This window comes from Mycobacterium sp. AMU20-3851, from assembly GCF_043974665.1.
In the GTDB taxonomy this organism is placed as follows: Bacteria; Actinomycetota; Actinomycetes; order Mycobacteriales; family Mycobacteriaceae; genus Mycobacterium.
The window spans coordinates 5,855,835-5,882,562 of the sequence record NZ_CP146371.1 but is presented as its reverse complement, the minus strand read 5'-3'; the positions used below and the strand labels follow the sequence as shown (position 1 = coordinate 5,882,562).

At 68.7% G+C, this 26,728-nt stretch carries 29 protein-coding genes; 19 read left to right on the top strand and 10 right to left on the bottom strand.

Annotated elements, in window-relative coordinates; genetic code table 11:
- Positions 1-49 precede the first annotated feature (49 nt).
- A complete protein-coding gene (locus tag V4U86_RS28235; protein ID WP_395309123.1) occupies positions 50-748 on the bottom strand; it encodes a GAF and ANTAR domain-containing protein in 699 nt (232 codons plus the stop codon).
- Positions 749-845: 97 nt separating this feature from the next.
- Between V4U86_RS28235 and V4U86_RS28230 the strand changes: the two genes are divergently transcribed.
- Positions 846-1,328: an SRPBCC family protein gene (locus V4U86_RS28230; RefSeq protein WP_395309122.1), complete on the top strand. Its 483-nt coding sequence runs from the start codon at positions 846-848 to the stop codon at positions 1,326-1,328.
- On the opposite strand, the gene V4U86_RS28225 is transcribed toward V4U86_RS28230, so the two are convergent.
- A complete protein-coding gene (locus V4U86_RS28225; RefSeq protein WP_395309121.1) occupies positions 1,322-2,677 on the bottom strand; it encodes an APC family permease in 1,356 nt (451 codons plus the stop codon). The two genes, V4U86_RS28230 and V4U86_RS28225, sit on opposite strands and share 7 nt — an antisense overlap.
- A gap of 206 nt (positions 2,678-2,883) precedes the next feature.
- On the opposite strand from V4U86_RS28225, the gene V4U86_RS28220 reads away from it, so the two are divergent.
- On the top strand, positions 2,884-3,441 hold the full coding sequence (locus tag V4U86_RS28220; RefSeq protein WP_395309120.1) for a CsbD family protein: 558 nt from the start codon (positions 2,884-2,886) through the stop codon (positions 3,439-3,441).
- Between the two features lie 25 nt (positions 3,442-3,466).
- Positions 3,467-4,144 (top strand): IF2 family translation initiation factor, encoded by a 678-nt coding sequence (locus V4U86_RS28215; RefSeq protein WP_395309119.1) that lies wholly within the window; start codon positions 3,467-3,469, stop codon positions 4,142-4,144.
- Between the two features lie 4 nt (positions 4,145-4,148).
- Here V4U86_RS28215 and V4U86_RS28210 read toward each other — a convergent pair whose 3' ends face one another.
- The 3 genes from V4U86_RS28210 to V4U86_RS28200 form a co-directional block, all read right to left on the bottom strand.
- Positions 4,149-4,613 (bottom strand): hypothetical protein, encoded by a 465-nt coding sequence (locus tag V4U86_RS28210; RefSeq protein ID WP_395309118.1) that lies wholly within the window; start codon positions 4,611-4,613, stop codon positions 4,149-4,151.
- A 133-nt stretch (positions 4,614-4,746) separates the two neighbouring features.
- Positions 4,747-5,997, bottom strand: a complete 1,251-nt coding sequence (locus V4U86_RS28205) for an MFS transporter (protein ID WP_395309117.1) — start codon at positions 5,995-5,997, stop codon at positions 4,747-4,749.
- Positions 5,994-6,407: a MarR family winged helix-turn-helix transcriptional regulator gene (locus V4U86_RS28200; RefSeq protein ID WP_395312247.1), complete on the bottom strand. Its 414-nt coding sequence runs from the start codon at positions 6,405-6,407 to the stop codon at positions 5,994-5,996. Before V4U86_RS28200 ends, V4U86_RS28205 begins: the two co-directional genes overlap by 4 nt.
- A gap of 177 nt (positions 6,408-6,584) precedes the next feature.
- Here V4U86_RS28200 and V4U86_RS28195 point away from each other — a divergent pair, with 177 nt between their 5' ends.
- The 10 genes from V4U86_RS28195 (at position 6,585) to V4U86_RS28150 (ending at position 14,824) form a co-directional block, all read left to right on the top strand.
- Positions 6,585-7,586, top strand: coding sequence for an AAA family ATPase (locus V4U86_RS28195; protein ID WP_395309116.1), 1,002 nt, complete (start codon positions 6,585-6,587; stop codon positions 7,584-7,586).
- Positions 7,587-7,593: 7 nt separating this feature from the next.
- Positions 7,594-8,463, top strand: a complete 870-nt coding sequence (locus tag V4U86_RS28190) for a DUF58 domain-containing protein (protein WP_395309115.1) — start codon at positions 7,594-7,596, stop codon at positions 8,461-8,463.
- Positions 8,453-8,935, top strand: a complete 483-nt coding sequence (locus tag V4U86_RS28185) for a hypothetical protein (protein WP_395309114.1) — start codon at positions 8,453-8,455, stop codon at positions 8,933-8,935. Before V4U86_RS28190 ends, V4U86_RS28185 begins: the two co-directional genes overlap by 11 nt.
- Positions 8,926-10,632, top strand: a complete 1,707-nt coding sequence (locus tag V4U86_RS28180; protein WP_395309113.1) for a hypothetical protein — start codon at positions 8,926-8,928, stop codon at positions 10,630-10,632. The genes V4U86_RS28185 and V4U86_RS28180 overlap by 10 nt, the downstream gene beginning before the upstream one ends.
- Complete coding sequence (locus V4U86_RS28175) at positions 10,629-11,288, top strand: hypothetical protein (protein WP_395309112.1); 660 nt, start codon at positions 10,629-10,631, stop codon at positions 11,286-11,288. Before V4U86_RS28180 ends, V4U86_RS28175 begins: the two co-directional genes overlap by 4 nt.
- 57 nt (positions 11,289-11,345) lie before the next feature.
- Positions 11,346-12,191, top strand: a complete 846-nt coding sequence (locus V4U86_RS28170) for an SDR family oxidoreductase (protein WP_395309111.1) — start codon at positions 11,346-11,348, stop codon at positions 12,189-12,191.
- Positions 12,192-12,241: 50 nt separating this feature from the next.
- On the top strand, positions 12,242-12,739 hold the full coding sequence (locus V4U86_RS28165; protein WP_395309110.1) for a flavin reductase family protein: 498 nt from the start codon (positions 12,242-12,244) through the stop codon (positions 12,737-12,739).
- Between the two features lie 4 nt (positions 12,740-12,743).
- On the top strand, positions 12,744-13,457 hold the full coding sequence (locus V4U86_RS28160; RefSeq protein WP_395309109.1) for a pyrimidine reductase family protein: 714 nt from the start codon (positions 12,744-12,746) through the stop codon (positions 13,455-13,457).
- A gap of 16 nt (positions 13,458-13,473) precedes the next feature.
- Positions 13,474-14,490: a DNA topoisomerase IB gene (locus tag V4U86_RS28155; protein WP_395309108.1), complete on the top strand. Its 1,017-nt coding sequence runs from the start codon at positions 13,474-13,476 to the stop codon at positions 14,488-14,490.
- A gap of 76 nt (positions 14,491-14,566) precedes the next feature.
- Positions 14,567-14,824, top strand: a complete 258-nt coding sequence (locus V4U86_RS28150) for a DUF7218 family protein (protein ID WP_073859154.1) — start codon at positions 14,567-14,569, stop codon at positions 14,822-14,824.
- 58 nt (positions 14,825-14,882) lie between these two features.
- Here the strand turns inward: V4U86_RS28150 and V4U86_RS28145 are convergent, their stop codons facing one another.
- Positions 14,883-15,428 carry a hypothetical protein gene (locus tag V4U86_RS28145; protein ID WP_395309107.1) on the bottom strand — a complete coding sequence of 182 codons (546 nt, stop codon included), beginning with the start codon at positions 15,426-15,428 and terminating at the stop codon, positions 14,883-14,885.
- Positions 15,429-15,450: 22 nt separating this feature from the next.
- On the opposite strand from V4U86_RS28145, the gene V4U86_RS28140 reads away from it, so the two are divergent.
- A complete protein-coding gene (locus tag V4U86_RS28140) occupies positions 15,451-16,215 on the top strand; it encodes an endonuclease/exonuclease/phosphatase family protein (protein WP_395309106.1) in 765 nt (254 codons plus the stop codon).
- Here V4U86_RS28140 and V4U86_RS28135 read toward each other — a convergent pair.
- A complete protein-coding gene (locus tag V4U86_RS28135; RefSeq protein WP_395309105.1) occupies positions 16,179-18,398 on the bottom strand; it encodes an MMPL family transporter in 2,220 nt (739 codons plus the stop codon). The two genes, V4U86_RS28140 and V4U86_RS28135, sit on opposite strands and share 37 nt — an antisense overlap.
- Before the next feature lie 81 nt (positions 18,399-18,479).
- Positions 18,480-19,445, bottom strand: coding sequence for a GGDEF domain-containing protein (locus V4U86_RS28130; RefSeq protein WP_395309104.1), 966 nt, complete (start codon positions 19,443-19,445; stop codon positions 18,480-18,482).
- 125 nt (positions 19,446-19,570) lie between these two features.
- On the opposite strand from V4U86_RS28130, the gene V4U86_RS28125 reads away from it, so the two are divergent.
- Positions 19,571-20,245, top strand: a complete 675-nt coding sequence (locus tag V4U86_RS28125) for an SIMPL domain-containing protein (protein WP_395309103.1) — start codon at positions 19,571-19,573, stop codon at positions 20,243-20,245.
- On the opposite strand, the gene V4U86_RS28120 is transcribed toward V4U86_RS28125, so the two are convergent.
- Entirely contained in the window at positions 20,242-21,426 is a 1,185-nt protein-coding gene (locus V4U86_RS28120) for an alpha/beta hydrolase family protein (RefSeq protein ID WP_395309102.1), read from the bottom strand. The two genes, V4U86_RS28125 and V4U86_RS28120, sit on opposite strands and share 4 nt — an antisense overlap.
- 173 nt (positions 21,427-21,599) lie before the next feature.
- On the opposite strand from V4U86_RS28120, the gene V4U86_RS28115 reads away from it, so the two are divergent.
- On the top strand, positions 21,600-22,025 hold the full coding sequence (locus V4U86_RS28115; RefSeq protein ID WP_395312246.1) for a Fur family transcriptional regulator: 426 nt from the start codon (positions 21,600-21,602) through the stop codon (positions 22,023-22,025).
- Between the two features lie 37 nt (positions 22,026-22,062).
- Positions 22,063-24,279: a catalase/peroxidase HPI gene (gene katG, locus V4U86_RS28110; protein ID WP_395309101.1), complete on the top strand. Its 2,217-nt coding sequence runs from the start codon at positions 22,063-22,065 to the stop codon at positions 24,277-24,279.
- 63 nt (positions 24,280-24,342) lie between these two features.
- Here the strand turns inward: katG and V4U86_RS28105 are convergent, their stop codons facing one another.
- Positions 24,343-25,275 (bottom strand): DUF808 domain-containing protein, encoded by a 933-nt coding sequence (locus tag V4U86_RS28105; RefSeq protein ID WP_395309100.1) that lies wholly within the window; start codon positions 25,273-25,275, stop codon positions 24,343-24,345.
- A gap of 80 nt (positions 25,276-25,355) precedes the next feature.
- Between V4U86_RS28105 and V4U86_RS28100 the strand changes: the two genes are divergently transcribed.
- Positions 25,356-25,964 (top strand): TetR/AcrR family transcriptional regulator, encoded by a 609-nt coding sequence (locus tag V4U86_RS28100; protein WP_395309099.1) that lies wholly within the window; start codon positions 25,356-25,358, stop codon positions 25,962-25,964.
- Positions 25,961-26,629 carry an enoyl-CoA hydratase-related protein gene (locus tag V4U86_RS28095; RefSeq protein WP_395309098.1) on the top strand — a complete coding sequence of 223 codons (669 nt, stop codon included), beginning with the start codon at positions 25,961-25,963 and terminating at the stop codon, positions 26,627-26,629. The genes V4U86_RS28100 and V4U86_RS28095 overlap by 4 nt, the downstream gene beginning before the upstream one ends.
- The last annotated feature ends 99 nt before the right edge of the window (positions 26,630-26,728 follow it).

Genomic DNA, 26,728 nt, shown 5'->3' with positions numbered 1-26,728 from the left:
CCCCTGATACTAACCTGGGTTGCTTCCAGTGTGCGCTGCGGACACGTGGTCAGCGATCCCCGGCGCTCGCGACGACCTTGTCTGCCAGGGCAGCCAGCGGGGTGTTGGATTCCTGAGAGAGCTTCTTGAGCAGATCGAATGCGGCGGCGGCGTCGATGCCGAACCGCTCCATCAAGATGCCCTTGGCCTGGCCGATGACATCGCGGGAAGCGAGCGCGCTGCGGAATTGATCGTCGCGCAACAACAGGTTCCAGGCGATGGCGATGTGCGCTGCCAGGGTGAGGCCGAGTTCGAGGGATTCGTCATCGAAGGTGCCGGGGAGACCGCCGTAGAAGTTCAAGGCGCCCATGGACTCTCGGTGTCTGAACAACTGGAAGGACTGGGCAGATCGCACCGGGGTGCTCTGGAGCGTCTCCCGACAGAACAGCGGCCACCGGACCTCGGCGGCTACGTCGTTCACCCGGACGGTGTGCTGTTCCCAGGCCGACGTCAGGCACGGTCCCTCCTTGGTCCGGTCCTGGATGTCGTCGACCGTTTCGGCGACCGGATCCGAGGACGCCACCGAACGCACCTTGCCGTCGCGATCGACGAGGGTGATTCCGGCGGCAATGGTTCCCGGCACCGCCCCGGCCGCCATCACCGTGAGCTCGCGCAACGCGCTTTCGGTGTCCGCAGGCTGGGACCGCTCCAGATCGCGGAGCAACTCCGCGAATCGCAGAGTGATGTCGTTGTGCGGGTTCCCTGTCATTGCCGATGGTCACCTCGCCTGAGTTGAATGCTGTCCCGGTGCTCGTGCACGAGGTTGATGCTGATTGGCCGCCGCCGGTGGTGGGTATCACTGGCGCATGGCGCACCCCGACGAGGCCGACAGTGCTTTAACCGTAACCCGGGAGACGTCCGCATCGTGCAAGCAAGTGTGGGCCGTGATCGCCGACGGTTGGACCTACTCGCAATGGGTGGTCGGTAACAGCCGGATGCGGGCGGTGGACCCGAACTGGCCGGCGCCCGGGAGCACCATCCACCACTCGATCGGTGTCTGGCCCCTGCTGCTCGACGATCACACGGTCGTCGAGGACTGCCAGCCCGAACGGCAGTTGGTCCTGCTGGCCAAGGGAAGACCGTTCGGCAAGGCGCGGATCACCCTGCGGCTCGAGGACACCGCCGACGGTGGCTGTCGCATCGATATGGCGGAGGTGCCGGTCGGCTTCCCGATGGGCTGGATTCCGGAACGATTGGCACTGGCTGCGGCGGTACCGCGGAACCGGGAGTGTACGAAACGGCTCGCGGCGATCGCCGAACGGCGCCCGCCGTCCGCGGTCGATCAGTAGCGCCCCTCAGTGGTCGCGCGGGCGGACCGTCTGCTCGCCGCCCGCGCCCCCGCGAACAGCGCGGCCCCCACGGCCAGCAGGATCGCGGCGAACAACCACACCTTGGCCGTCTGCTGGGTGAGCAGCAGTAGACACGACCCGACTCCCAGCACGGGCACCGCCGTCCACACCCGGAAGTGCGGGTGCGCGACGGTATCGCGGCGAAGCGCGAGCACCGCGACATTCGTCGAGATGAACACCACCAGTAGCAACAGCACCACAGTTTCGGCCAGGGTGGCCAGATCCCCGATCAAGGTCAGCAGCATGGCCGCGACGGTGGTCGCCGCGATGGCGACCCACGGCGTCCGGCGGCGCGGCAGCACCCGGGAGAACACCCCGGGCAGCAGCCCCTGCTCGGCCATCCCGAAGGTCAGCCGGCTCGACATGATCATCGTCAGCAGCGCGCCGTTGGCGACCGCGATGAGCGCGATCGCACTGAAAACCCACTCGGGCACACCGATTCCGGCGGCGGACACGACGTCCAGCAACGGGCCGCTGGACCCCGCGAGATCACCCGGCGCCAGCACTGCGGCACTGGCGATCCCGACCAGCACGTAGACCAGCCCGGCACAGATGAGCGCGCCGAACAGTGCCTTGGGGTACACCTTGCTGGGATCGCGGATCTCCTCGACGACGTTCGCCGAGGTCTCGAAGCCCACGAACGAGTAATAGGCGATGATCGCGCCGCCGAGGATGGCCAGCGCCGGAGCCGAATCCGCCGGGAATTCCACGATCCGCCCGACGTCGCCTCGACCTGCCCCCACCGCGACCGCCCCGGCGATGATCACCAGCAGCAGGCCGCTCAGCTCGATGACCGTCATCACCACGTTCGACTTCATCGATTCGCTGATTCCACGCGCGTTGAGCAGGGCGATCAACCCGAGGAAGACGATGGCCGCCGGCACTGCCGGCACGTCGACGAAGGTGGCCAGATAGTCACCGGAGAACGCCAGCGACAGGCCTGCAGCGCTGGTGATACCGGCGGCGAGCATGCAGAATCCGACCAGGAACGACAGCAGCGGGCGCCCGAAGGCCCGTTCGGCAAAAACGGCGGCCCCACCGGCCCGGGGGTACTTGGTCACCAGTTCGGCGTAGGACCCGGCCGTGAGCAGCGCCAGCAGCAACGCCGCCAGCAGTGGGGCCCACAGCGCGCCCCCCACCTGGTCGGCCAGTACGCCCATCAGCGCGTAGATCCCCGCGCCCAGAACGTCGCCGAGGATGAACAGGAACAACAACGGGCCGGTGATCCGGCGTTTGAGCTTGTCCCGGCCGGCGGCATCCTGCGGTTCGGCCCGCACCTCAGAGGTCATCGCCTGGTAGTACCCCGCGGCCACCGATTGCACGCCAGGTTTGAGATCGGAGGAATCGGAGCATCCTGCGGGAGCGGTAATCAGTGACCGACGCGCAATGCACTGTGCGCACACGTATGTAGCGGGCCGAGACCAGTGCCCCCTGCACCAGATATCTGCAGATAGCCCGATCGGGTGACGTGGAGTCATGCGCCGAGAGGAGAACCATGAGTGAGCACCATCAGGCCGACGAGGCCCGCAAGGGCCTGATCGATTCGGTCAAGGGCAAGGCGAAGGAGATTGCCGGTGCGGTGACCGGCAATGATTCGCTGGCCGCCGAAGGCCAGCTGGAACAGACCCAGGCCAAACACCGCAGGGAGGCCAACGCCGTGGATGCGGTGGCCGATGCAGAAGCGGCCGCGGCCCACGACGAGGCGGCAGACGTCCGCTCTCATGCTGCCGCACAACGGAATTCGGTGCGTGAGACCACTGCGGCCGTCGAGCAGTCGGTACAGACCCAGCAGGTCGCGCAGGAACAGTCAGCCGCGCGGCATGCCCGTAACGAGGCCGTGCAGGAGCAGGTGCAGGCCGATCTCGACGCGCAACGCCGCGTGGAGGAGGCCAGACGTGACGAACGCTCGGCGGTCCGCGCTGCAGACGCCGAGGTCGTCGAAGCCCTCGACGAACACCATGAGCAGGTCGGCCAGGCTGCCGAAGAACAGTCCGAGGCCGAGCGCCTCAGGCAACGAGCCGACCGGCTGACCGACCGATCCGACCTGCCCTGACACAGTCCGACTTAGGAGTCGCCAGATGAACATCATCGAAATCCCGCGCACCGTGCTGCGTGCCCAATATCGGATCGCCCGGCTTCCGCTCGATCTTTTCGAGCAGCGGGTGATGTCGCGGATGGATACCGAGGCCCCGGCCCGGCTGCTCTTCGAGCGGTCCCTGGGAGCACTCGACGCTGCCGCCGGCAACATGCTGGGGGATCCGCAGCTGCGCCGCAACGGCGTAGCGCTCGCCCAGCGCAGCGCCGACCGCGGCCGCGCCGCGCAACTCGACGCCCAGGCAGCGGCCCAGCAGGAGCAGGCCGACGCCCAGCTGCGAGCGGTGAGCCAGGAGGCCGCAGTTGACCGCAGCGCGGCCCGCGCGGAGAAAGACGGCGCGGTCGAGGACGCCCGGGAACAGGCACAACAGCGGCGCGTCGACGCGGCACAGACCGCGCAGAAACGCACGGCGGCCGCGAAACGGAACGCCGAGGAGACGGCGGCGAAACTGAAGGACTCCCGGCAGGCCACCGAGGCGGCCGAACTCGAGCGGATCAACACCGCCGAGAAGAACCGGGAGGCCGCCGCGCAGTCCAAGCTCGCCGCCTCTCGGGACAAGCAGAAGACAGCCCGAGAACAGCGGGTGCAGGCCGACCGTATCGAGGATCTGCAGCACGCCGAGAAGCACAAGCGGCAGAGCGAACGCGCTCGCGACAGCTAGCTCATCAGGAGACGGGGTGGGGTACCACCACCGTCGGTGCCGCTGCCGTGGCGGCCGGGACGGCGGGGCGACGGCCCTGGCGTTCGGCGCGCAGCACCCGCCGGTTCAGGCGCCGGTCGTCGCGGGCGGTGACGGTGCGGCTGAGCCGGGCGAGCTGGTCGAGTTGCTGCCAGCTGAGTCCGTCGAGGTCGCCGTCGAAGTCATGGGTGGCGATGACCACGCCGCCGCGCAGCAGGGGCACCGTCTTGGCATCGAAAGTCGTTGTCGCCAACAGTAGATCGGTGGCGTTTCGGTTGACGCGGCGCTGGCACCGACGGGTACTGGGGCTGAACCAGAAGTCGAACTGCCGGTCGGCGCTGGTGAGCGATTGCAGACCCTGATCGCGTACCAACCGGGTGATGTCGGCGGTGCTATAGGCGCGGGTCTCGTATGCGGCGCCGTCGGCGCTGAGGTAAAGGACGGTGTTCATGAAGATGATCCATTCGGCTCTCTTGTCGTTTTTGCGGTGAGCACGGAACGCGTCCGTGCTGTGACCAGAGTTACCCGAGTGACAATCGAGGCAAACCTCGATAACGATTCGATCTCCGGATTGCGTCCGCGCCTCAGCGCGCGGGCAGGTCACCGGTGAGCTTGGAAGGCCGGCACAGCACCGCCACCCCGAGGGTGAGGGCCGCCGCCAGCGCGAACGCCACCTGCACATTCACCAGGTCGGCGGTCCCGCCGAGCAGTGCTGCGGCTATCGGGCGAGATCCGAGAAACCCGACCAGCCACAACGCCATGATCCGGCCCCGCAGCTCCTGCGGGGCACGCTCCTGTACGACCGTGCTCAGTCCGGTCAGCGCCCACCCGAAACCCAACCCGGCCAGCGCGAAGCCCGCGATCGCCACGGCGGGAACCACGCTGCCGGCCAGCACCGCACAGCCCAGCCCCAGCCCGGTCAGGCCGATCGAGGACACCAACGCGGAGGCCACCCGGCCGCCCAGTAGCGCCAACGCGGCCATGCCGATCCCGGCGCCGATGCCGAAGATCGCCGACAGGGTCCCGACCATCCGGGTACCGCCGCCCAGCGCGTCGGCCAGCGACGGCGCCAGGGTGATCGACGGATCGGCCGCCACACCCACCGTCGTCACCGCCACCAGAGCCAACAGCAGCGGTCGGTCCCGCCATACGTAACGCAGTGCGGTACGGACCCGGAAGTCGGTGCCGGAGGCCCGTGCCGGCGGTGCAGGCAGGCGCACGATCACCAACAGCACGGCGAACACCACGTGCATCGCGGCGCTGAATGCGAAACCGGTGGCCGCACCGAAATGTGCGGCCAGATAGGCGCCGGCGGCCGGGCCCAGCACCCGGCCGATGGTCATCGGAATGCTGTTGAGCGCCATGGCGGTGGACAATTCGCCGTCACGGATGAGATCGGGCACGATCGACTGCATCGCCGGTCCGCCGACCACAAAGCCGAAGCCCACCAGGGTGGAGCCGATCAGGACCGGCGCAGCGGCCGAGAAACCTTGCAGCCCAGGCTCGATGAGCATCCATACCGCGACCGACCCGGAACCGGCGATGCACAACACCCGGCCCAGCAGAATCTGGCGGGCCGGGTTCCCGGTGTCGGCCCACTTGCCGCTGATCGGACTCAGGATGAGCTGCGGCCCGAACTGCACGACGCCGACCAACCCGACCATCAACGCTGACCCGGTCGCCTCGTACATCACCACCGCGGCGATGATGCTGTGCGTCCACACCGCCACGACCGAGAACATCTTGCCCCAGAACAGGGCGCCGAAGACGGGGTCGAACATCAACCCCAGGGCGCCCCGGGGCCGGGTGAGGGCAGCGGTGGTCTGTGCACTCACCGGCCGGCCGCCACTTCGAACCGATCGGTCAGCCGCTCCAGCAGGCCGACCAGGACGTCGACATCGGCGGTCGGCCAGTCGGCGATGGTCTCGGCCACCAGTTCGCGGCGGCGTTCGGTCACCGTCGCCAGCGCGTGGACCCCGAGTTCGGTCAGCATCAGCACGCTGCGGCGCTGATCGTCGGCGGCAGCAGATTTCACCAGCAGTCCCGCGGCGACCAGTCCGGACACCGTGCGGCTGGCGGTGGAGTGCTCGACCGCCAGATGGTCGGCGACGTCGCGGATCGAGGCCCCGTCACCGACCTGCTGACGGCGTTCGACCGCGCGCAGGGCCCGCAGGGTGGCCACCGAGGTGACCGGGTCCGCGCCGTCGAGCAGCCGCCGCCGCCAGGTCGGACGCTGACGGGCCATGTGCAGCCGGGTCAGCAGGTCGTCCAGATGGTCGTAACGCGTTTGCGCGGCATCGGGGTCGGCGGGCGGGAACACTAAATATGTTTAGCACATACATATTTCTGCGGTCCTCGGCAGGTTACGCCTCAGCAAATCTGGGTACCCGGGGTCGGCAGTGACCCAGAGCCGGAAGGACCCATGACCACACCTCGTCTACAGCCCGATCCGGCCGCCGGCCCGGAGGCCGGAGATGTCGTCTCGGCGGTGGCCAGAGCCTTCTCGGCGAAGGTCGTGGGACAGGCCGATCTACGCGAATCGATGCTGCTCGTGCTGCTCTCCGGGGGGCACCTGCTGATCGAGAGCGTCCCCGGCCTGGCGAAGACCACCGCCGCCCGGGTGGTCGCCGAGGCGATCGACGGATCGTTCCGGCGCATCCAGTGCACCCCTGACCTGCTGCCCAGCGATATCATCGGCACCCAGATCTACGAGGCTGCCAGCAACACTTTCGTGACGCAGCTGGGACCTGTGCATGCCAACATCGTGCTGCTCGACGAGATCAACCGGTCGAGCGCCAAGACCCAGAGTGCGATGTTGGAGGCGATGGAGGAACGCCAGACCACCATCGCCGGCGTCGAACATCCGATCCCCGAGCCGTTCCTGGTCATCGCCACCCAGAACCCCGTGGATCAGGAGGGCACCTACCCACTCTCCGAAGCCCAGACCGACAGATTCATGCTCAAGGAATTGGTGCAGTACCCGTCGGTGGACGAGGAGGTCGAGATCATCGGCCGGATGGATGCCGGCCTGTACGACCGCGGGCATCACGGCGCCCCGGTCGTCAGCCTCGCCGATGTCCGCCGGGCGCAGGCGGCGGCGCAGTCGGTACACCTGGACCGGGCATTGGTGCAGTACGCCAGCCGCCTGGTCGGGGTGACCCGCGACCCGGAGCGGTACCTGTCCCCGAATCTCGCCCGGTTGATCGAATACGGCGCCAGCCCGCGGGCGACCATTGCGTTGTGCCGGACCGCCCGGGCGATGGCCGTGCTGCGCGGCCGCAGCCACGTCCTGCCCGACGACATCGCCCGGCTCGCGCACCGGGTCCTCCGTCACCGCCTGATCCTCGGCTTCGAGGCCGCCAGCGCACGTGTCACCCCTGACGTGGTGATCGACGCTGTGCTGCAGGCAGTTCCGGTGCCGTGAGCACATCATGGGTAAGTACCTCGATGCCGCCAAGGCATATTTCGTCCGCGATGGCGGAGGACTGTTGGCCGGCGGCCGGTATGCGCTGGTGCACACCCGCAGCCTGGAATTCGACGAGCTCCGGCCATACGTCCCCGGCGACGATGTCCGCGACATCGACTGGAAGGCCACCGCCCGCACCGGCCACACCCTGATCAAACAGTTCGTCTCCGAGAAACACCACAAGATCCTGATCGTGGCCGACACCGGTCGCAACGCATCGGCTCTGGCACCCTCGGGAGAACGAAAATGCGAAGTGGCATCGCACATCATCGGGGCGATCGGGCTGATCTCGCTACCCCGCTCCGACGAGATCGGCATGGTCGCCGGGGACCGGCGCGGCTGTGTCGACATCCGGCTGCGCCGCGGCGAGACCCATATCGAGCGGATACTGCATCGCCATCTCCAGATGGTCGATGCCGGACCCGGCGCCAGCGACATCGTCACCCAGCTGGAGTGGGTGGCACGCCACCACCGGCATCCGCTGTTGATCGTGGTCGTCTCCGATGAACCGGACGTCGACGACCGGCTGCGGGACGTGCTGCGTCCGTTGACCGCGCGCCACGACCTGCTCTGGGCGATGGTCGCCGATATGCCCGCGGTGAGCGCCGAGGACACCGCCCGGGGCTACGACGTCGCCGACGGCCGGCCGATACTCGCGGCGGGCGTGTTGGGTGAACGGGTGATCGCCGCGTACCGGGATTCGGAACAGCGCCGTCGCGAGCAACTCTCGGAACTCCTCACCAATCAACGGATTCCGCACACCTATATCGCGTCCAGCCACGGCATCATGCCAGCGCTGGTCGCCATGACGGGGGTGTACACGCGTGCCGGATGATCTCGTCGGCGAACTCGTCGGACCGACGCCGTACTCGAGTTCCTGGTTGTGGGTGGCGGGGCTGCTCATCGGGTTGACGGTGCTGTGGTATCTGGCCGTCTTGCGCTGGACCGCGCCCGGCCGGGAACGGGATCAACCGTCGATGATCGAGGCTGCGCGGCTGGCCCTGCTGCGGCGGCGCACCATGCGGACCCTCGACGGAATCGAAAGCCGTTTGGGCACCGGCGATCTGACCCCGGCGGCCGCGGGTGCGGCGGTGAGTTCGGAGCTGCGTCGGTTCTTGCGGGATGCCACCGGGCTGCGTGCCGAATACGTCCAGGTCCCCGATCTCACCTCGGTGTCCGGTGGCAGGCTGGCGCCGGCGGCAGCGATCCTGGCTGACCTGGAAGACGTCCAGTTCAATGCGGAGACGGCGGTCGACCTCGGGGCCGTGGGCACCGCGGCGCGGGAACTGGTGCGGCAGTGGACCTGACCTGGTGGGCCGTGGCGATCGTCGGTTGCCTCGCACTGGCGGGCTGCATCGCCGCGGCGATGCTGCAGCCCCGGCGAGACCGGCCGGAAACATTGCGTCCGTTGGCAAACACCGGCCGGCTCACCCGGCTGCCCGAGTACGCCCGCGCTGCGCGCCGGCACATGCGGTCCGCGGTCCTGGTGGTCGCCCTGCTGACCGCGGCCTTCGGTGCGGCGACCATGGCGGCGGCGCGCCCGACGGGTCTGCTCGCGCCCGGGCGGGATACCGCGGCCAACCAGCCCGAGGACATCATGATCTGCCTGGGCGGTCCGGCCACCGACCCGGCGGTCGGCGAGACGCTGCGTTACTTCGCCGCCGCGGTCGGCGAATTCGGGACCGAACGGATCGGACTCACCTCGGCGAACCGCCGACTGGTCCCGCTCACCCGCGACTATCAGTACGCGGCAGCACGCTTCGCCGGTGCGGCCGCGCCCCTGGTGTCTCCGGTGTCGTATACCGACTACGCGGCCAACATCGAGGATCTGCTGACCCTGTGCCTGACCGGGTTTCCTGAAGCCGACCCCGACTCCGACAGCGTGCCGCGCCGGTCGCTGATCTATGTCGGCCCCCCGACGCTGGGCGGAGAGGCAGGTCCGACGCTGTTCACCGCGCAGCAGGTGCGCGACAGGGCCACCGATTCCGGCGTCCAGATCAATGTCGTCACCGACGACGCCGGCACCGATAGCGAAGGTCTGCCGGCCGAACTCGCCCGGACCACGGGCGGCCGGATCCATTCCGGGGGTGGCGATGTCGCCGCCCAACTCGGCGATATCCGCAGCCACCCGCCCGCCGCCGACCCGGACCGGAACGCCCGGGTCGGATCGACCGAGACGCCGGAGGTGTTGCTGGTGGCGGCCGCACTGCTGACGGTCCTGGCGGCATTCCTGTCGCGGGAGTCCGGGCGCAGGTACCTGCCGTGGGTCGCTGCTGCGCTGTTGCTGGTGGCCGTGCTCCGCCCGACGATCGGTGACACCGGCCCCGGGCCGACCGTCATCGCCGGGGAGCGGGACCCGAGCGTCTTCCTGCTCGTGGACAGATCGGTTGCGGCCACCGCACAGGCCGATATCGCGGCTGTCATCGACCGTTACCCGGGCGCCCGGTTCGCCCTGATCGCCTTCGACGAGCGCGCATCGTTGGACTGGCCGCTGTCCGCCGACGCGTGGACCCTGCAACCGATCGTCGCGGCGCTGGCACCGCCGGCCGATGAGACGACTGCCAATGCAGGCGCGGCGAACACCGTGCTGCGGTATCAGTTGATCGGCGCCGTCCAACAGTTCCCGAAGGCACAGAACCTGGTGTACTACTTCGGTTCCGGTGCGCCGAATTCCACGGTGCCGCAACGGGAGTTCCAGGTTCCCGATGCTGCGGTCGACGGCGGGGCCGTGGTGGGATACGGCGACGCCGGCTCGGCACGGTTGCGTTCGGTGGCAGAACAGATCGGCGTCGACTACCTGCAACGGGAGGGGACTCCGTCGCCGGGGGAGGAGACCCCGGCCGACGCCGCGCAACCGTCCACCGAAATCGTGTCGGCCCCCGGCGGACTCGACCTGTACTGGGTGCTGTCCGGGTTGGCGGCGGTGCTCATCCTGGTGGAGTTGTATCGCGCGCTGAACCGGTTACGGCGCACCCACCTCGACCGGATCGAGGTGGGCCGATGACGCAGACTCGGCGCCGGCTGCTGGGGTATTCCGCGCCGGTGGTGGTGATCGTCCTGCTGTTCGCGGTCAAACTGATATCCGCGGTGCTCGCAGGCAACGCGGCGGTGTCCCACTTCGCCGAGGCCGACGGCGCGGCACTCGACCGCGATGCCGGAGTCATGGGACTGGTCAACGTCATCGAACCGGCCAAGGCGCATTTTGTGGCCGGCGCGGCCGCAGCACTGCAGGGCAGGTTGACCGACGCCGACCGGGAATTCTCCCTGGCGCTGGATCGCACCGAGCAGGATGCGTCCTGCCCGGTACGCGTGAATCTGGCACTGGTGCGGGAGTCGCTGGGCGACAAGGCCGCCGCGACGTTCGAAGCGCAGACCGCCGTCGATCACTACCTGGCCGCCAAACGGGCGCTCGAACAGGCCCCGGCCGACTGCCTGGCCGCCCACCCCGACGTGCCGGCGCGGCTGGACGCCAAGATCGCGGCGGTGGCGACACCCCCGCCACCGCCGGCACCGCAGGCCCCGCCACCGCCGCCGACGGTGGTACCGGCAGCGCCGGGCCCGGGCGGCGCACCGCAGACCGACCGGCTCGACCGACTGGATCCGGGGCAGGGCGATCCGATGGAGCGACTGCGACAGATCCTGCAGGACGCGGCGCGCTGACGCGCCGAGCGCATCCCGCACCGGGATTGCTAGCTGGTCTTAGTATATCGTCGAGGGATGAGTGCAGTGACGGTGATCACAGGCGGCGCCGGTGGTATGGGGGTCGCGACAGCCAAGATCGTCGGACAGGGCAACCCGGTGCTGCTGTGCGACGTCCGCCAGGACCGGCTGGACGCGGCGGCTGCCGCCCTGGGCGCTCTCGGGATCGAGGCCACGGCGGTCAACTGTGATGTCACCGACCGGCAGGCGGTCGACGAGATGTTCGCGACCGCAGCCGGTCTGGGTCCGGTCGCGGCGGTCGTGCACGCCGCCGGGGTCAGTCCCGCCATGGGTGACGCCGAGTACGTCCTGCGCACCAACGCCATCGGCACGCTCAACGTCAACGAGGCCTTCTTCGCGGGGGCCGCCGAGGGCGCGGCCATCGTCAACGTCGCCTCGATGGCGGCGCACCTGATGCCCGAAGAGCTGATCCCGGTCGCGGCGTTCCCGTCGGCGCTGACCGATCAGCAGGCCTTTCTTGCCGGTCTGCTCGCCGCGTGCGACATCGCCGGCGCCGATGCGCGTTCCGGCATCGCCTACGCGGTGAGCAAGAACTTCGTGAAGTGGTACAGCAGTGCACAGGCCGAGCGGTTCAACGGTCGTGGGCTGCGCATCGTCTCGGTGTCGCCGGGGTCGGTGGACACCGAGATGGGCCGGCTCGAAGAGGCCGCCGGAGCGGGTGCGCTCGTGGTCGATGCCGCCGTACCCCGCTGGGGCAAGCCCGAAGAGATGGCCGAGCTGTTCGCCTACTGCGTCAGCGACAGGGCCGGCTACCTCACCGGCACCGACATCCTCAACGACGGCGGCGTGGTGGCCTCATTGCGGGAGCGGGCCAGGGCAGCGGCAGCGGCCGAAACCTCCTGAGCGCTGCGGCCCGGCGGTTGGGAACCGGGGGCAGTGGGCATATAGACCGCATGTCCGCACCGGGAACCGAAGCGTTCGAGAATCTCGTTGCCACACTCGACTATCCGATGTTCGTGGTCACCGCAGGGTCTGCGGAGCAGCCCGCGGGCTGTCTGGTCGGGTTCGCCAGCCAGACGAGCATCAACCCGCCGCGTTTCCTCGTCGGAATGTCCAAACGCAACCACACCTTCCAGATAGCCATGGAGGCCACCCACCTGGCCGTGCACCTGATCGATCGCGAGAACCTGGACCTGGCCGAACTGTTCGGCAGCAAGACCGGCGACACCTACGACAAATTCGCCGACTGCGCGTGGCATGCCGGGCCGCACGGTCTACCGATCCTCGACGATGCCGCGGCGTGGTTCGTCGGGCGGGTACTGGACCGGGTGGAGTTGGGGGACCACGTCGGGCACTTCCTGGAACCGGTCGACGGCAAGGCACCCGAGCGTGACCGGCCCTGGGTGTCCTTCAACGACGTCCGTGACATCGAGCCCGGCAAGCAGGCGTGACCTGATGCCTCCGGCCCTCGCGACCGTGGACACCGTGACCGATCTGGCGGCCTTCTATGCGGAACCGCCGGAAGGTGTCCGGGCGAACATGATCTTCAGCGCCGACGGTGCGGCGGCATTCGCCGGCCGCGCCGGTCCGCTGTCGAACGCGGTCGACCAACAGCTACTCCGAATCCTTCGCGGGTTCGCCGACGTCGTGCTGGTCGGCGCGGGCACCGCCCGCGCCGAGAACTACGGGCCGGTACGGCTTTCCGAGGAGCGGCGGGCGCAACGGTGTGCCGAGGGACGGTCGGACACACCCCCGATCGCGGTGGTGACCCGGTCCGGCAACCTTCCGTCCAGATTGGCCGACAATCCCGACCAGCCGCCGATCCTGGTGACGTGCGGGCACCCCCGATCGGTCGAGGACCACCGTGCCGATCCGGACCGCCGCGTGTTCCACGCCGGTGCGGACAGCGTCGATGTCGGCGCCGCGGTACGGATGCTCTCCGCGGCCGGGATGCCGCGCATCCTGTGCGAGGGTGGACCCACGCTCCTCGATGAGCTGGTGGAAAAGGATGTCCTCGATGAGCTCTGCGTCACGTTGGCCCCGAAACTTGCTGCCAGCCAACCTGTTCGTGACTCGGTCCTGGCCTCGGCGATGCCGGCGCCGCGCGATATGCGCCTGCAACACGCCGTAACGCACGGGGACTATCTGTTTCTGAAATACCGTCGCTGACGGACAGGAGGCCGATATGCGCTTGCGGCGAAGCGATCTCAGCAAACCTGGTATCACGCGTAGACGTGCCGGCAAGGGCTTCAGCTACATCGGTGTGGACGGGCAACGCCTCGACGACGCCGACGATCTCGCCCGGATAAAGGATCTCGTCATACCGCCGGCCTGGCGCAAGGTGTGGATCAGCCCTCATCCCAACGGGCACATCCAGGCTGTCGGTACCGACGACGCGGGACGGCGGCAGTATCTGTACCACCAGGCGTGGCAGGACGAGCGAGCCGAGGAGAAGTTCGACCGGGTCCTCGAACTGTCCACCCGGCTGCCCGCCTGGCGGGAACAGATAGCGAGCGACCTTGCCGGACGGGGGCTGACCCGGGACCGGGTGCTGGCCCTGGCCTTGCAGCTACTGGACCGCGGGTACTTCCGCGCCGGTGGCGAACAGTACGCCGAGGAGCACGAATCGTATGGGCTGGCCACCTTGCAGTGTGAGCACGTCACGCTGCGGGCCGGCATCGTCGCGTTCGACTACCCGGCCAAGAGCGGAGTTCGTCGCACCCTGGAGATCGAGGACCCCGAGGTGGTGCGCGCGGTCCGCGCGCTGCTGCGGCGCTCCGATCGCACCGAACGACTGCTGGTCTGCCGCAACGGGTCCGGATGGTCCGACGTTCACGCGAACGACCTGAACATCCGTTTCAAGGAACTCGTCGGCGACGAGTACAGCGTGAAGGATCTGCGCACCTGGCACGGCACCGTGCTGGCGGCCACGGCGCTGGCCGAAGCGGATCCGCCGGACTCCGAACGGGTTGCCAAACGCGCGGTGTCGGCGGTCATGAAACAGGTATCGGAGGACCTGGGCAATACCCCGGCGGTGGCGCGCAGTGCCTACGTGGACCCGCGCGTGGTCACCGGATACCGGCGGGGTATGACGATAGCCGCGGCCGCGCAGCGGGCCGCCCGGCAGAAGGACGCCGCCGACGCCGCCTGCACGCTGGAGAAGGCCACCCGCAGCCTGGTCCGCAGGGTCGCCAGGAGTTGAGCCCGGGCGAACGTAGTTTCGGGTCTCCTCGGGAGGGGAATCCCTGCCCAATCCCGAGTACACAGAGGTGGTGACGATGCCGAACTCGTCGATCAAGAACGAAAAGATGTACGAAGACCTGCGTGAACAGGGCAACTCCAAGGAGAAGGCCGCCCGCATCTCCAATGCCGCCGCAGCCCGCGGCAAGTCCGCGGTGGGGCGCAAGGGCGGGAAGTCGGGTTCCTACGAGGACTGGACGGTCGCGGATCTCAAGAAGCGCGCCAAGGAACTCGGCATGGAAGGCTACTCCGGACTGACCAAGGACAAGCTCGTCGACAAATTGCGTAACCACTGACCGCGACCGTGAGTGGGTGGCGCCGGTCGCCGATCCGCACCGGTTGACCAGTGCCTGATCACGCGGTGATCCCCAACCGGTCGGCGAGCGTCAGGAAGGCCGCCGCGAAGTCGCTGTCGGCGGTGTCCCGGCGCACCGCGTCCCAATCGACGCGCTCGCGGACCGCGCGGACCCCGGGCAGCAGCGCCGCGAAATCGCAGTAGTGCTCGTTGAGTGCCCGCAGCTTCTGGGTGATCACGAAGGTCACCGGCAGTACCGGCATGCGGATGGCGATGACATCGTGTTCCTCGGCGCAGTCGAGCGTCTCGGTCGTCACCGGCACGCCGTTGATCCGGTGCAGGATGTCGACCAACACGTCGCCGCTGTGCGCCTTGAACAACCAGTCTTCCGGTGGCCTCTCGATCCGGAATCCGGCCTTGGCGAGTGTCCTCGCCGCCTCCTCCGTATCCGTCTCGGCGACCACGAAGTCCACGTCATGGACCGGCTCGGGGCCACCGGACACCCAGAGCGCGTAGCTGCCCGCCAACGCGAACCTGGGCCCGTGCTCCTTGAGTGCCGACGCGGCGGTGCGCAACGCCTCGCGTAATTCCTCATGTGTCGACATCCAACCTGGGTACCCACCCGGCATGCGGATTGCGACCTTCAACATCCTGCACGGCCGGACCATTGGTGACGGGGTCCACCCGGCGCGCCTGATCGAATGCGTACGCCGGCTGGACCCGGACATTCTGGCCCTGCAGGAAGTCGACCTCGAACAGCAGCGATCGGGGCGCACTGACCTCACCGCGGTGGCCGCCGAGGCGATGGGTGCGGTGAGCCACCGCTTCGTCGCGGCGATCGCGGGCACGCCCGGCGCGACGTGGATGGCCGCCACGGGGGAGGAACAACCGGGCACCGCCGGCTACGGCATCGCCCTGTTGTCCCGGTATCCGGCGACCAGTTGGCAGGTGGTCCGGCTACCGCGGATCCCGATGCGTTTCCCGATGTACCTGCCCGGTCCGAACCGGGTCAAGATCGTCGACGAGGAACCCCGGGCCGCGGTGATCGCCCAACTGGACACCCCTCTGGGCCCGATGTCCGTTGCCAACACCCATCTCTCGTTCGTCCCGGGCTGGAACCGCCGACAGTTGAGCCGACTCGTCCGTGATCTCAAGGGCCTACCCGGACCGCACATCCTGGCCGGCGATCTCAACCTCACCCCGGACGCGGCGACCCGATGGTCGGGACTGCGGCCGCTGGCGAACGCGCTCACCTTCCCCGCCGACGCACCGACCCGTCAGTTGGACCACATCCTCACCGACGACCCCGCGCTGTGCACCCGTAACTGCACCGCACCGGTCGTCGGGATCTCCGATCACCGGCCGTTGGCCGTGGACGTCGAACTGGGCTGACCCGGGTGCCCCGCGGTGGCCGGTTCCAGCGCGGTGCCCTCGATATCCAGGTCGGGTACGTAGCGGTCGAACCACCTCGAGCGAACCCACATCTTGTCGCCGAGGATGCTCATCACCGCGGGGATCAGGGTCAGCCGGACCACGAAAGCGTCCAGGAAAACACCGACGGCGAGGCTCAGGCCGATGGCCTTGATGATCGGATCGGCTCCGGCCAGGAAGGCGATGAACACGGAGAACATGATCGCCGCGGCCGCCGTCACCACCCGGGCCGACAGGCCCACGCCGTTGCGCACGGCGTCGCGCGCATCGGTGGTCTCGCCGAGTTGTTCCTTGATCCGCGACACCACGAACACCTCGTAGTCGCTGGACAGCCCGAAGATGATGGCCAGCACGATGATCGGCAGGAAGCTGATGGTCTCACCGGGAGTGATGCCCAGAAGTCCTGCGCCCCAGCCCCACTGGAACACCGCGACCTGCACGCCGAGGGCGGCGAATACCGAGAGCAGGAATCCGACGATCGAGGTCAGCGGCACCAGTGCCGCCCGGAAGGCAATGGTCAGCAGGATGAAGGCCAACCCCACGACGACCACCACGAACACCGGCAGGGCGGCGGCGAGTTTGTCGGAGGTGTCGATGTTCGAGGCGGTGGTACCGCCGACGAGGATCTTTGCCCCCGTGTCACTTTCGATGTTCTCGCGGTCTGCGCGAATTTGACGGACCAGATCGGCGGTAGCCAGGTCGTTGGGCCCGCTCTCCGGGATGACCTGGATGACCGCGGTGCGGTCGTCGCCGCCGGCGGGCGCGGCCAGCACCACACCCGGTTGTCGGTCGAGAGCGGCGGCGATCACCCCGGCGGCATTCGGGTCCACCGCCTCGGAGGTATCGGCGACCACCAGCAGCGGGCCGTTGAATCCGGGTCCGAGATGTTCGGCGGTCAGATCGTAGGCCTGGCGTGAGGTATTGGAGGTCGGCTGCGACGCCCCGCTGGGCAGACCGAGATGCATTCCGGTGGCGGGCAATCCGATCAGCACCAGCGCACCGATCCCGCCGAGTAACAGCGGGGTGCGGAAGCGGACCACGAAGCGGGCCCACGCCGCACCCATGGTGCGTTGCGGCGTGTACGCGGCGACCTGGGCGACCTGTTTGGCCCGCCCGGGCTGCAGCGGTGTCTCGATGAATGCGGCGACCTTGCCGCCGGCGAACCCGCACAGTGCGGGCAGCAGGGTCAGGGAGATGAGCATCGCGATGAACACCGCTACCGCGGCCGCCACACCCATATAGGTGAGGAAGGGGATGCCGACGACAGCCAGCCCGCAGAGCGCGATGATCACCGTGAGCGCCGCGAACACCACCGACCCTCCGGCGGTGCCGACGGCCAGCGCGGCGGCTTCGTCGCGGGGGATCAGCAACAGCAGGTTGTTTCGGTAGCGGTGCAGGATGAACAGGGCGTAGTCGATACCGCAGGACAGGCCCAGCATGAGGGCCAGGGACTGGGTGGCCGACGGGATCTCGACGAAGGCCGCGACGACGAAGATGCCGAAAAGGCCGATGCCGACCCCGATTCCCGCCGTGACGATCGGCAGTCCGGCCGCGACGACGGCGCCGAAGGTGATCAGCAGAATGGCGAAGGCGGCCACCACGCCGATGATTTCGGCCACCATCGGCGGCTTCACCTGGTAGCCGGGGTAGACGCTGCCGGAGTACTCGACCTGCAGCCCCGCGTCCCGGGCCGGCGCCATCGCGGCCTCCAACTCATGTAACGCGGCATCGCTCACCTCGCCGAGGGGGGCCTTCCACTGCACGGTGCCCAACCCGACCCGTCCATCGGGGGAGATCTGGCGGGTCTGGCCGGGTCCGGCGGCCGCGGCGATGTCTCCGATGGCGGACAGGTTCGCGACGGCGCGGTCGATGGCGGGCGCGAACGCGGGATCGGTGACCCGCAGGTTGTCCGGTGCGGCGATGGTCAGCTGGGTCTGCGCGCCGGCGAACGCGGGCAGGTTCTGCCGCAACTGCTCGACGGCACGCTGCGACTCGGTGCCGGGAATCGTGAAGTTGTCGCTGGGTTCGCCGCGGAACCCGATGAAGGCGGCCGCCATCGCCAGCAGCAGGGCCAGCCAGACTCCCAGCACCACCCATCGGCGGTGAAAACTGAATCGGCCGAGCGCGTCCAGGTAGCGGGACACCACAACCCCCGGGTTCGAAGACGGGACGACAAGACAGGGCAACGGGCCTATGTATGCCCGCTGCGGGCCGGGGTCACACGCTCAGCGCGAGGGGGCCTGCGGATCGCCCCCGGGCGAGGTGATGTTCTTACGCAGATTCTTCTGCCGGTACAGGTCGCGGTCCGCTTCGGTGAGCAGCCGGGGGAACGAGCCGGCAGCGGTTCCGGACCCCACCGCGACGCCGGTGCTGACCTGCACGGGCCCGCTCCCGCTGAGGGTATCGGCCACCGCCCGGGCCGCGCTCTCGGTGCGCCCGGTCAAGACGGCCACGAACTCGTCACCGCCGAGCCGGCCGATGACCGCCGACGGTGGCAGTTGGCGGGTCCAGCGGCGGGTCAGCTGGATCAGGACGCTGTCTCCCGCCGCGTGTCCGTCGCGGTCGTTCACGGACTTGAAATCGTCGACGTCCAGCACGATCACCGCGAGCGACTCGCCACGCCGCCGAGCGCGCGGCAGCAACTCGTCGAGTTCGCGGTTCAGCCCGGCACGGTTCCACACCGTCGTCAGCGGATCACGCAGGGCGGCCTCGATCAGGGCGGAGAGCAACAGCCCCATCACTTCCGCGCTGCCCAGGACGCAGACCGGGAACAGGACGTACCAGAGCGCCGGCGCGGGCGCCGGCGCGACCCACAGGCACAGGGCGAGGGCCCCGGCCAGCAACACGGCGAGCAGGCGCGCGGTGGCGGGCCGGTGCCAGCCCCTGATGAACACCGCCATCATGATGACCGGGATCAAGGCCCACACCTGCGCGGCGAGTTCCCGGTGACCCAGTACGGGGGCCAGCGGAACCAGGCATGCGCAGGCCAACGCCACCGTGTAGCGCCAGCCGCACAACGGGCGGGGCAGAGCTGCCAGAAGTCCGACCGCGCTCAGGGCCACGGCCACCCATTCGCCCCACACATCGGATCGCCCGGACGCGGCGGCGATCGCCACGGCGTACAGCACCAGCACGGTGATCAGATAGATGACCAGCATGCGCCGGCGCAGCAGCGTGTTCAGAACCGGCACGCCCACCTCACCCTCGCCGCCCACTGGCAAACTGATCTCTATTCCTACCGAAACCGCTCGGCGATGGCCAGCTGGTTTCTCGGCCGAAACCCAGCAACATCTCGGCGCGCGGTTAGGCTGATTTGATGCCGACCGAGATCACGGTGCGGGGCGCGTTCTCCGCCTTTCATCCGCCCGAGCGCGGGACCGTGCGCGCCGGCATCGCCTACGAGGGACCGGACATGGGCTCGGTCTACGACCGGGTGGCCCATGATTTCGGCGCGGTGAAGGCCTCGGTCACCCGCCTGCAGAGCGGTGATCCGGCACCGGTGACGTGGTGGTCGGCCGAGCAGTTGCGCACCTGGTCGCGACGGCCCTGGCACAAGGACGGTAAGCAGCTACCGCTGGTGCACCACGCGAGCGTGAATGTCGAGGTGAAGTTCCGTGATTTCGGTGTGCTGTCGCAGTGGGTCGGCGAGCACATCGCCAACACCGGGGGATTCCATGTGGCAGCGGTCAACTGGACGCTCACCGCGGTCCGGCGGGAGACCCTGACCGCGGATGCGCGGACCCGCGCGGTGCGTGACGCGGTGGCCCGTGCGCAGCAGTACGCCGACGCGCTGGACCTCGGCACGGTGCGGCCGGTGGCCATCGCCGACGCCGGGATGCTCGGCGCGGCACTGCAACCCGAAGGCGGTGGCGGCGCCACGTTCCTGCGTGCGGCGGCCGCCGCGGGTGGGGGCGGTGACGTCGAGCTGCTCCCGGAGGACATCGAGGTCACGGCGACCGTCGACGCTCGCTTCCTGGTCGGCGAACCTTAGCCGAAGGCGTTGCGCAGGAACGGCGTCGAATCGACCAGCGAGGCCAGCACCGTACCGCTGTGGTCCTCCTCGGGGTAGATCCGTAGCTCGACGTTCTGGTTGTTGGCGACCAGTTGCTCGTAGAACGTCAGCGTCGATGCCGGCGGCACGTCCCGGTCCAGCAGACCCACGCCGAGGAAGATCGGCCGGTCGTATCCGGACACCGGGGTCCCCATGAACTCGTCGAGCGCCTCGGCGATCCCCGGAATGGAGTTCAGCGGCGCATCGAACATGGCGGCCGGGCTCAGGTGGGCCAGCTCGTCGGTGAGCGGGTGCACGCACACTGTTTCGGCGCGGGCCGCGGCGTTCAGGCCGGCGGGGGAGAGCACCCGGTCGATGTCGAGATCGGGCCGGGCCTCCCGCAGCGCCGCCAGGATGTAGGCGGTGTAGGCGTTGGCGACCGGACCCAACTCGGGGAGCTGCAGGTTCGGGCCGGCCTGCGCGACGAACTTCTGAATGTTCGCCGGGGTGCCGGTGGCGACCACACCGCGGTAGTCCAGTCCGCTGCCCTGGCTGAATTCGGTTGCCCAGCGCGCACTGGCCACTGCCGCGCCACCGCCCTGGGACTGTCCGACGATCCCCCACTTCGGAGACAGCGCGAGGTCCATCTGATGCGCGGCGATCACCGAGTCGATGACGCCGTGCGCGGTGCTGACGCTGTTGAGATAGCTCATCAGGCCGGGGGTGCCGAGTCCGGCGTAGTCACTGGCGACGATCAGGTAACCCTGGTCCAGCCAGTGCGTGAGGTATTCGTTGTCGCGGGGGGTGCGCGGCAACGCCGACGGCGTGCAGTCGTCACCCAGACCGACGGTGCCGTGGGCCCAGGCGAGCACCGGGTAGCCGCCGGCCGGTGCGGGAGCGTGCGGGACGAACACCGCCGCGGTGCTCACCGCGGGCGCGTCGTGCTGGTCGGTGGTCGAATACAGGATGCGGTAGGCCGCACCGGCACCGGCGACGGACAGTTCCGGTGCCAGCGGCACGGTGTCGATCAACGTGCCGGCCGCGGGGATCGGTCCGCTGTAGAACCGGGCGTCCAGACCGGACCAGTTCGGCGCGGCGGCGTGCGCGATGGCGGGGACGGTGAGTGCCATCGCCAGGACGACCAACAGGGTGGCGCGCAGCGCGCGTCGGAGACCGAACATGCCCGCAACCTTAAGCCCGCCGGGTACCGGCGGCACCGCTCGCCTTCGAGATCCGTTCCGGGGAGGCCGGTTACGATTCGTTCCACGCTCCGGACACGCCCCGCTGCTTATCTTGACTAATTCCAGAAAGCGGGCATACTGGCTGCGTGACCACGACAGCGGACTTTCAGCAGATGCTGCGGGAAGCCTCGCTACGCGTGACGCGACCCCGGCTGGCGGTGCTCGGCGCGGTCGCCGCGCACCCGCATGCCGATACCGATGCGGTGATCCGCGCGGTGCGCACCGAACTGCCCGACGTGTCGCATCAGACCGTCTACGACTCGCTCAATGCGTTGACGGCGGCCGGCCTGGTGCGTCGCATCCAACCGTCCGGTTCGGTGGCCCGCTACGAGTCGCGGGTCGGGGACAACCACCACCACGTCGTGTGCCGGGCGTGTGGGGTGATCGCCGATGTCGATTGCGCGGTCGGGGCGGCGCCCTGCCTGACCGCCTCCGACGATCTCGGCTTCACGATCGACGAAGCCGAGGTCATCTACTGGGGCCTGTGCCCCGATTGTGCTACCGCACAAGAATTTCAGCCGCAAACCGGTTCGAAGTAAGAAAACCAGTCCGTCAGCCCCGGAGAGGATCCATAAATTGACTGACGATCGTCCCATCGAAGAGACCCCGCCGATCGGTGAAGCACAGACCGATCAGACCGAGGGTGGTTGCCCGGCCGGTTTCGGCAAGGTCAAGCCTCCCGTCGCCGGTGGTGGCAACCGCGATTGGTGGCCCGACCAGCTGAACCTGAAGATCCTGCAGAAGAACCCCGAGGTCATCAACCCAAACCCGGGCTTCGACTACCGCGAGGCCGTGAAGTCGCTCGATGTCGCCGCGCTGCGCGCCGACATCGTCGAGGTCATGCGGACCTCGCAGGACTGGTGGCCGGCGGACTTCGGGCACTACGGCCCGTTCTTCATCCGGATGAGCTGGCACGCCGCGGGCACCTACCGCGTGCAGGACGGCCGTGGTGGCGCGGGCACCGGCATGCAGCGCTTCGCCCCGTTGAACAGCTGGCCCGACAACGTCAACCTGGACAAGGCCCGCCGCCTGCTGTGGCCGGTCAAGCAGAAGTACGGCCAGAACCTGTCCTGGGCCGACCTGCTGGTCTACGCCGGCAACGTTGCCCTGGAGGATATGGGATTCCGCACCGCCGGTTTCGCGTTCGGCCGCGAGGATCGCTGGGAGCCGGAGGAGGACGTCTACTGGGGCCCCGAGCAGGAATGGCTCGACGACAAGCGCTACACCGGTGAGCGCGATCTGGAGAACCCGCTGGCCGCGGTCCAGATGGGCCTGATCTACGTCAACCCCGAAGGCCCCAACGGCAATCCGGATCCGCTGGCCTCGGCCGCCGACATCCGCGACACCTTCGGCCGGATGGCGATGAACGACATCGAGACCGCGGCCCTGATCGTCGGTGGCCACACCTTCGGTAAGACCCACGGCAACGGCGACGCCGAACTCGTCGGCCCCGAGCCCGAGGCGGCGGACCTGACGCTGCAGGGTCTGGGCTGGCACAACCCGCAGGGCACCGGCCACGGCAACGACACGGTGTCCTCGGGCCTGGAGGTCACCTGGACGCACACGCCCACCAAGTGGGACAACAGCTTCCTGGAGATCCTGTACGGCAACGACTGGGAGCTGTTCAAGAGCCCGGCCGGCGCCAACCAGTGGCGGCCCAAGGACAACGGCTGGGCCAACTCGGTGCCCGAGGCGCACGGCGCCGGCAAGACCCACCCGTCGATGCTGACCTCCGACCTGGCGCTGCGTTTCGACCCGATCTACGGCGAGATCACCAAGCGCTGGCTGGATCACCCCGAGGAGCTGGCCGAGGAGTTCGCCAAGGCCTGGTTCAAGCTGCTGCACCGCGACATGGGCCCGGTCGAGCGATACCTCGGGCCCGAGGTGCCCAGCCAGACCTGGCTGTGGCAGGACATCGTCCCGGCGGGCAAGACCCTGTCCGACGACGAGGTCGCCAAGCTCAAGGCAGCCATCGCCGACTCGGGTCTGACTGTCTCGCAGCTGGTTTCGACCGCATGGAAGGCCATCTCGACCTTCCGCGACAGCGACAAGCGCGGCGGCGCCAACGGCGGGCACCTGCGCCTGCAGCCGCAGCTGGGCTGGGAGGTCAACGAACCCGACGAGCTGGCTCAGGTCATCGCCAAGCTGGAGGAGATCCAGGCGGCGTCGGGCACCGGCGTGTCCTTCGCCGACCTGGTGGTGCTGGCCGGCAACGTCGGCATCGAGACCGCCGCCAAGGCCGCGGGCCACGATGTCACCGTGCCGTTCACCTCGGGTCGTGGCGACGCCACCCAGGAGCAGACCGACGTGGAGTCGTTCTCCTACCTGGAGCCCAAGATCGACGGGTTCCGCAACTTCCTGGGCAAGGGCCTGCGCCTGCCCGCGGAGTTCTACCTGGTCGACCGCGCCAACCTGCTGAACATCTCCGGCCCGGAGCTCACCGCTCTGGTCGGCGGTCTGCGGGTGCTCGACACCAACTACGGCGGCACCAAGCACGGTGTGTTCACCGACCGTCCCGGCGCGTTGACGAACGACTTCTTCGTCAACCTGCTGGACATGGCCACCGAGTGGAAGCCGGCACCGGCCGACGACGGCACCTACGTCGGCGTCGACCGGGCCTCCGGTGCGCAGAAGTACACCGGTACCCGTAACGATCTGGCGTTCGGCTCCAACTCGCAGCTGCGGGCCTGGGCCGAGGTCTATGCCGAGAACGGTGCGGAGGCGAAGTTCGTCAACGACTTCGTCGCCGCCTGGGCCAAGCTCGCCAACGCCGACCGGTTCGATCTGGACTAATCTGCAGCCCTCATTCCAGGCCGGTCCCCTCGGGGGCCGGCCTGGATGTGGTTCGGGGGTCGGTCAGTGCTTCTTGCCGAACGGCAGCAGGTGCACGATCACCGCGACCACGGCACCGACGGCCAGTCCGAGAACCGCCGAGATGCCGGTGTTGACGACCCAGCCGATACCGCCCTCGGCGAAGCCCACGGCGTGCGCCACCCAGTGCTCGGCGTCGTGCACCAGGTCATACGGCGGCCGCAGGCCGGCCTCGTAGCTCTGCGCGAGCAGGATGTGCCCACCCACCCAGAGCATCGCCACGGTGCCGATGATCGACAGTGCGGAGAGCACCTTGGGCATCGCGGACACCAGTCCGCGGCCGAATTTCTGCGCGAAGGCCGACGACCGCTGCGCCAGTGCCAGGCCGGCGTCGTCCATCTTCACGATCAGCGCCACCACGCCGTACACCGCAGCGGTGATGACGATGGCGACGACGATCAGGCTGGCCAGTCGCATCCAGAAGGTCTGGTCGGCGACCTCGTTGAGCGCGATCACCATGATCTCGGCGGACAGGATGAAGTCGGTGCGGATGGCGCTGGAGGTCATGGTCTTTTCGACGTCCCCGCCCGCGACCGCGGCCGGCGCGGCGTGCCCGTCTTCGCCGGAGATCCAGCCCCATACCTTCTCTGCGCCCTCGAAGCAGAGGAACGTCGCGCCCGCCATCAGCAGGTAGGGCAGTGCCCACGGCGCGAAGATGCTCAGCAGCAGCGCCGCGGGCAGGATGAACACCAGCTTGTTGCGCAGCGAACCGATCGCGATGCGTTTGATCATCGGCAGCTCGCGCGAGGCACTGATGCCCTGCACGTACTGCGGCGTCACCGCGGTGTCGTCGATGACGACGCCCGCGGCCTTCACGGTGGCCTTGCCCGCCGCGGCGCCGACGTCGTCGATCGAGGCCGCCGCCAGGCGGGCCAGCATGGCGACGTCGTCGAGGAGTCCGAACAGCCCTGCGCTCATGTACCGCAGGTTAGCCGGTGCCGCACGGCGATGCGTACCAGCTCTTTGTAACAGAGCGATTGCTCTGTTACGGTCGTGCGGTGCCCCGCCCTCGTGTGTACGACCTGGACGCCGTGCTTGACGCGGTGGAAGGCCTGGTGGCTGCCCAGGGCCACGCGGCAGTGACCGTGCGGGCCGTTGCCTCGGCCGCCGGACTGTCCAACGGCGCGCTCTACCACAACTTCTCGTCACGCTCGGAGCTGATGGGCCGCGCCTGGATGCGAGCCGGCACCCGATTCCTGGCCCTGCAGCGCGAGGCTGTCGGCTCCGCGTCCGGTGTCGAGAAGGTGGTGGCCGCGGCTGAGGCCCCGGCCGAGTTCGCCGCGCGACACCCGGGATCGGCACGGCTGGTTCTCACGGTGCGGCGCGAGGAGATCCTCGGACACGAGCTGTCGGAGCAGCTCACCGCTGAGCTGTTCGGTCTCGACGCCCTACTGGTGCAGGTGATGATCGAGCTCGCCGAGCAGCTGTGGGGGCGCCGCGACGCCGCCGCGGTGGACACCATCACCATCTGCATCGTCGATCTGCCCACCGCGATCCTGCTCAGCCGCAACCGGCTGCACGACCCGTCCGCCCGTGCCCAGCTGCGCGCCGCCGTGCGCGCGGTGCTCGACCACGGACCTCCCCCGCGAAAGGAAAAGCACCGATGACCCCGACCCTGGACCAGGTGGACGGCATTGCCGGTCTCACCCTCGGCGATGATGAGAACCGCTTCACCCCCGACTTCCTGGAGACCGTGCACGCACTGCTCGACCAGGTTCTGGCCGACGGGGCAACAGGTCTGGTCACCACCGCGACCGGCAAGTTCTACACCAACGGCCTGGACCTGGACTGGCTGGCCGCCAACGGTGAGCGGACCCAGTGGTACGTCGGGCAGGTGCAGACGCTACTGGCACGCGTGCTCACCCTGCCGATCCTGACCGTTGCCGCCATCGTCGGGCACGCCTTCGGGGCCGGGGCGATGCTCGCCACCGCCCACGACTTCCGGGTCATGCGCACCGACCGCGGATACTTCTGTTTCCCCGAAGCCGACATCCGGATCCCGTTCACGCCCGGCATGGCTGCGCTGATCCAAGCCAAGCTGACACCGCAGGCGGCCGTCGCGTCGATGACCACTGCGCGCCGGTTCGGCGGGCCGGAGGCCCAGACGTACGGGATCGTGGACGCCGTCGCTGAAGACGGAGGGGTCACCACCGCCGCGCTGGGCTTGTTGCGGCCCTTGGCCGGAAAGGACCCGGGCACCCTCGGGGCGATCAAGACGACGATGTTCGGTCCGGCCGCCGAGACACTCGCGGCCGCCGCAGCACCCCGTTGAGCACCAGCTCGGACACCGACATCCTGTCCCTGCCCACCTTGCTGGACGGAGCCGTCGGGCGACGGCTCAACGGCATCCCGGTGACGGTCACTGCGGCGA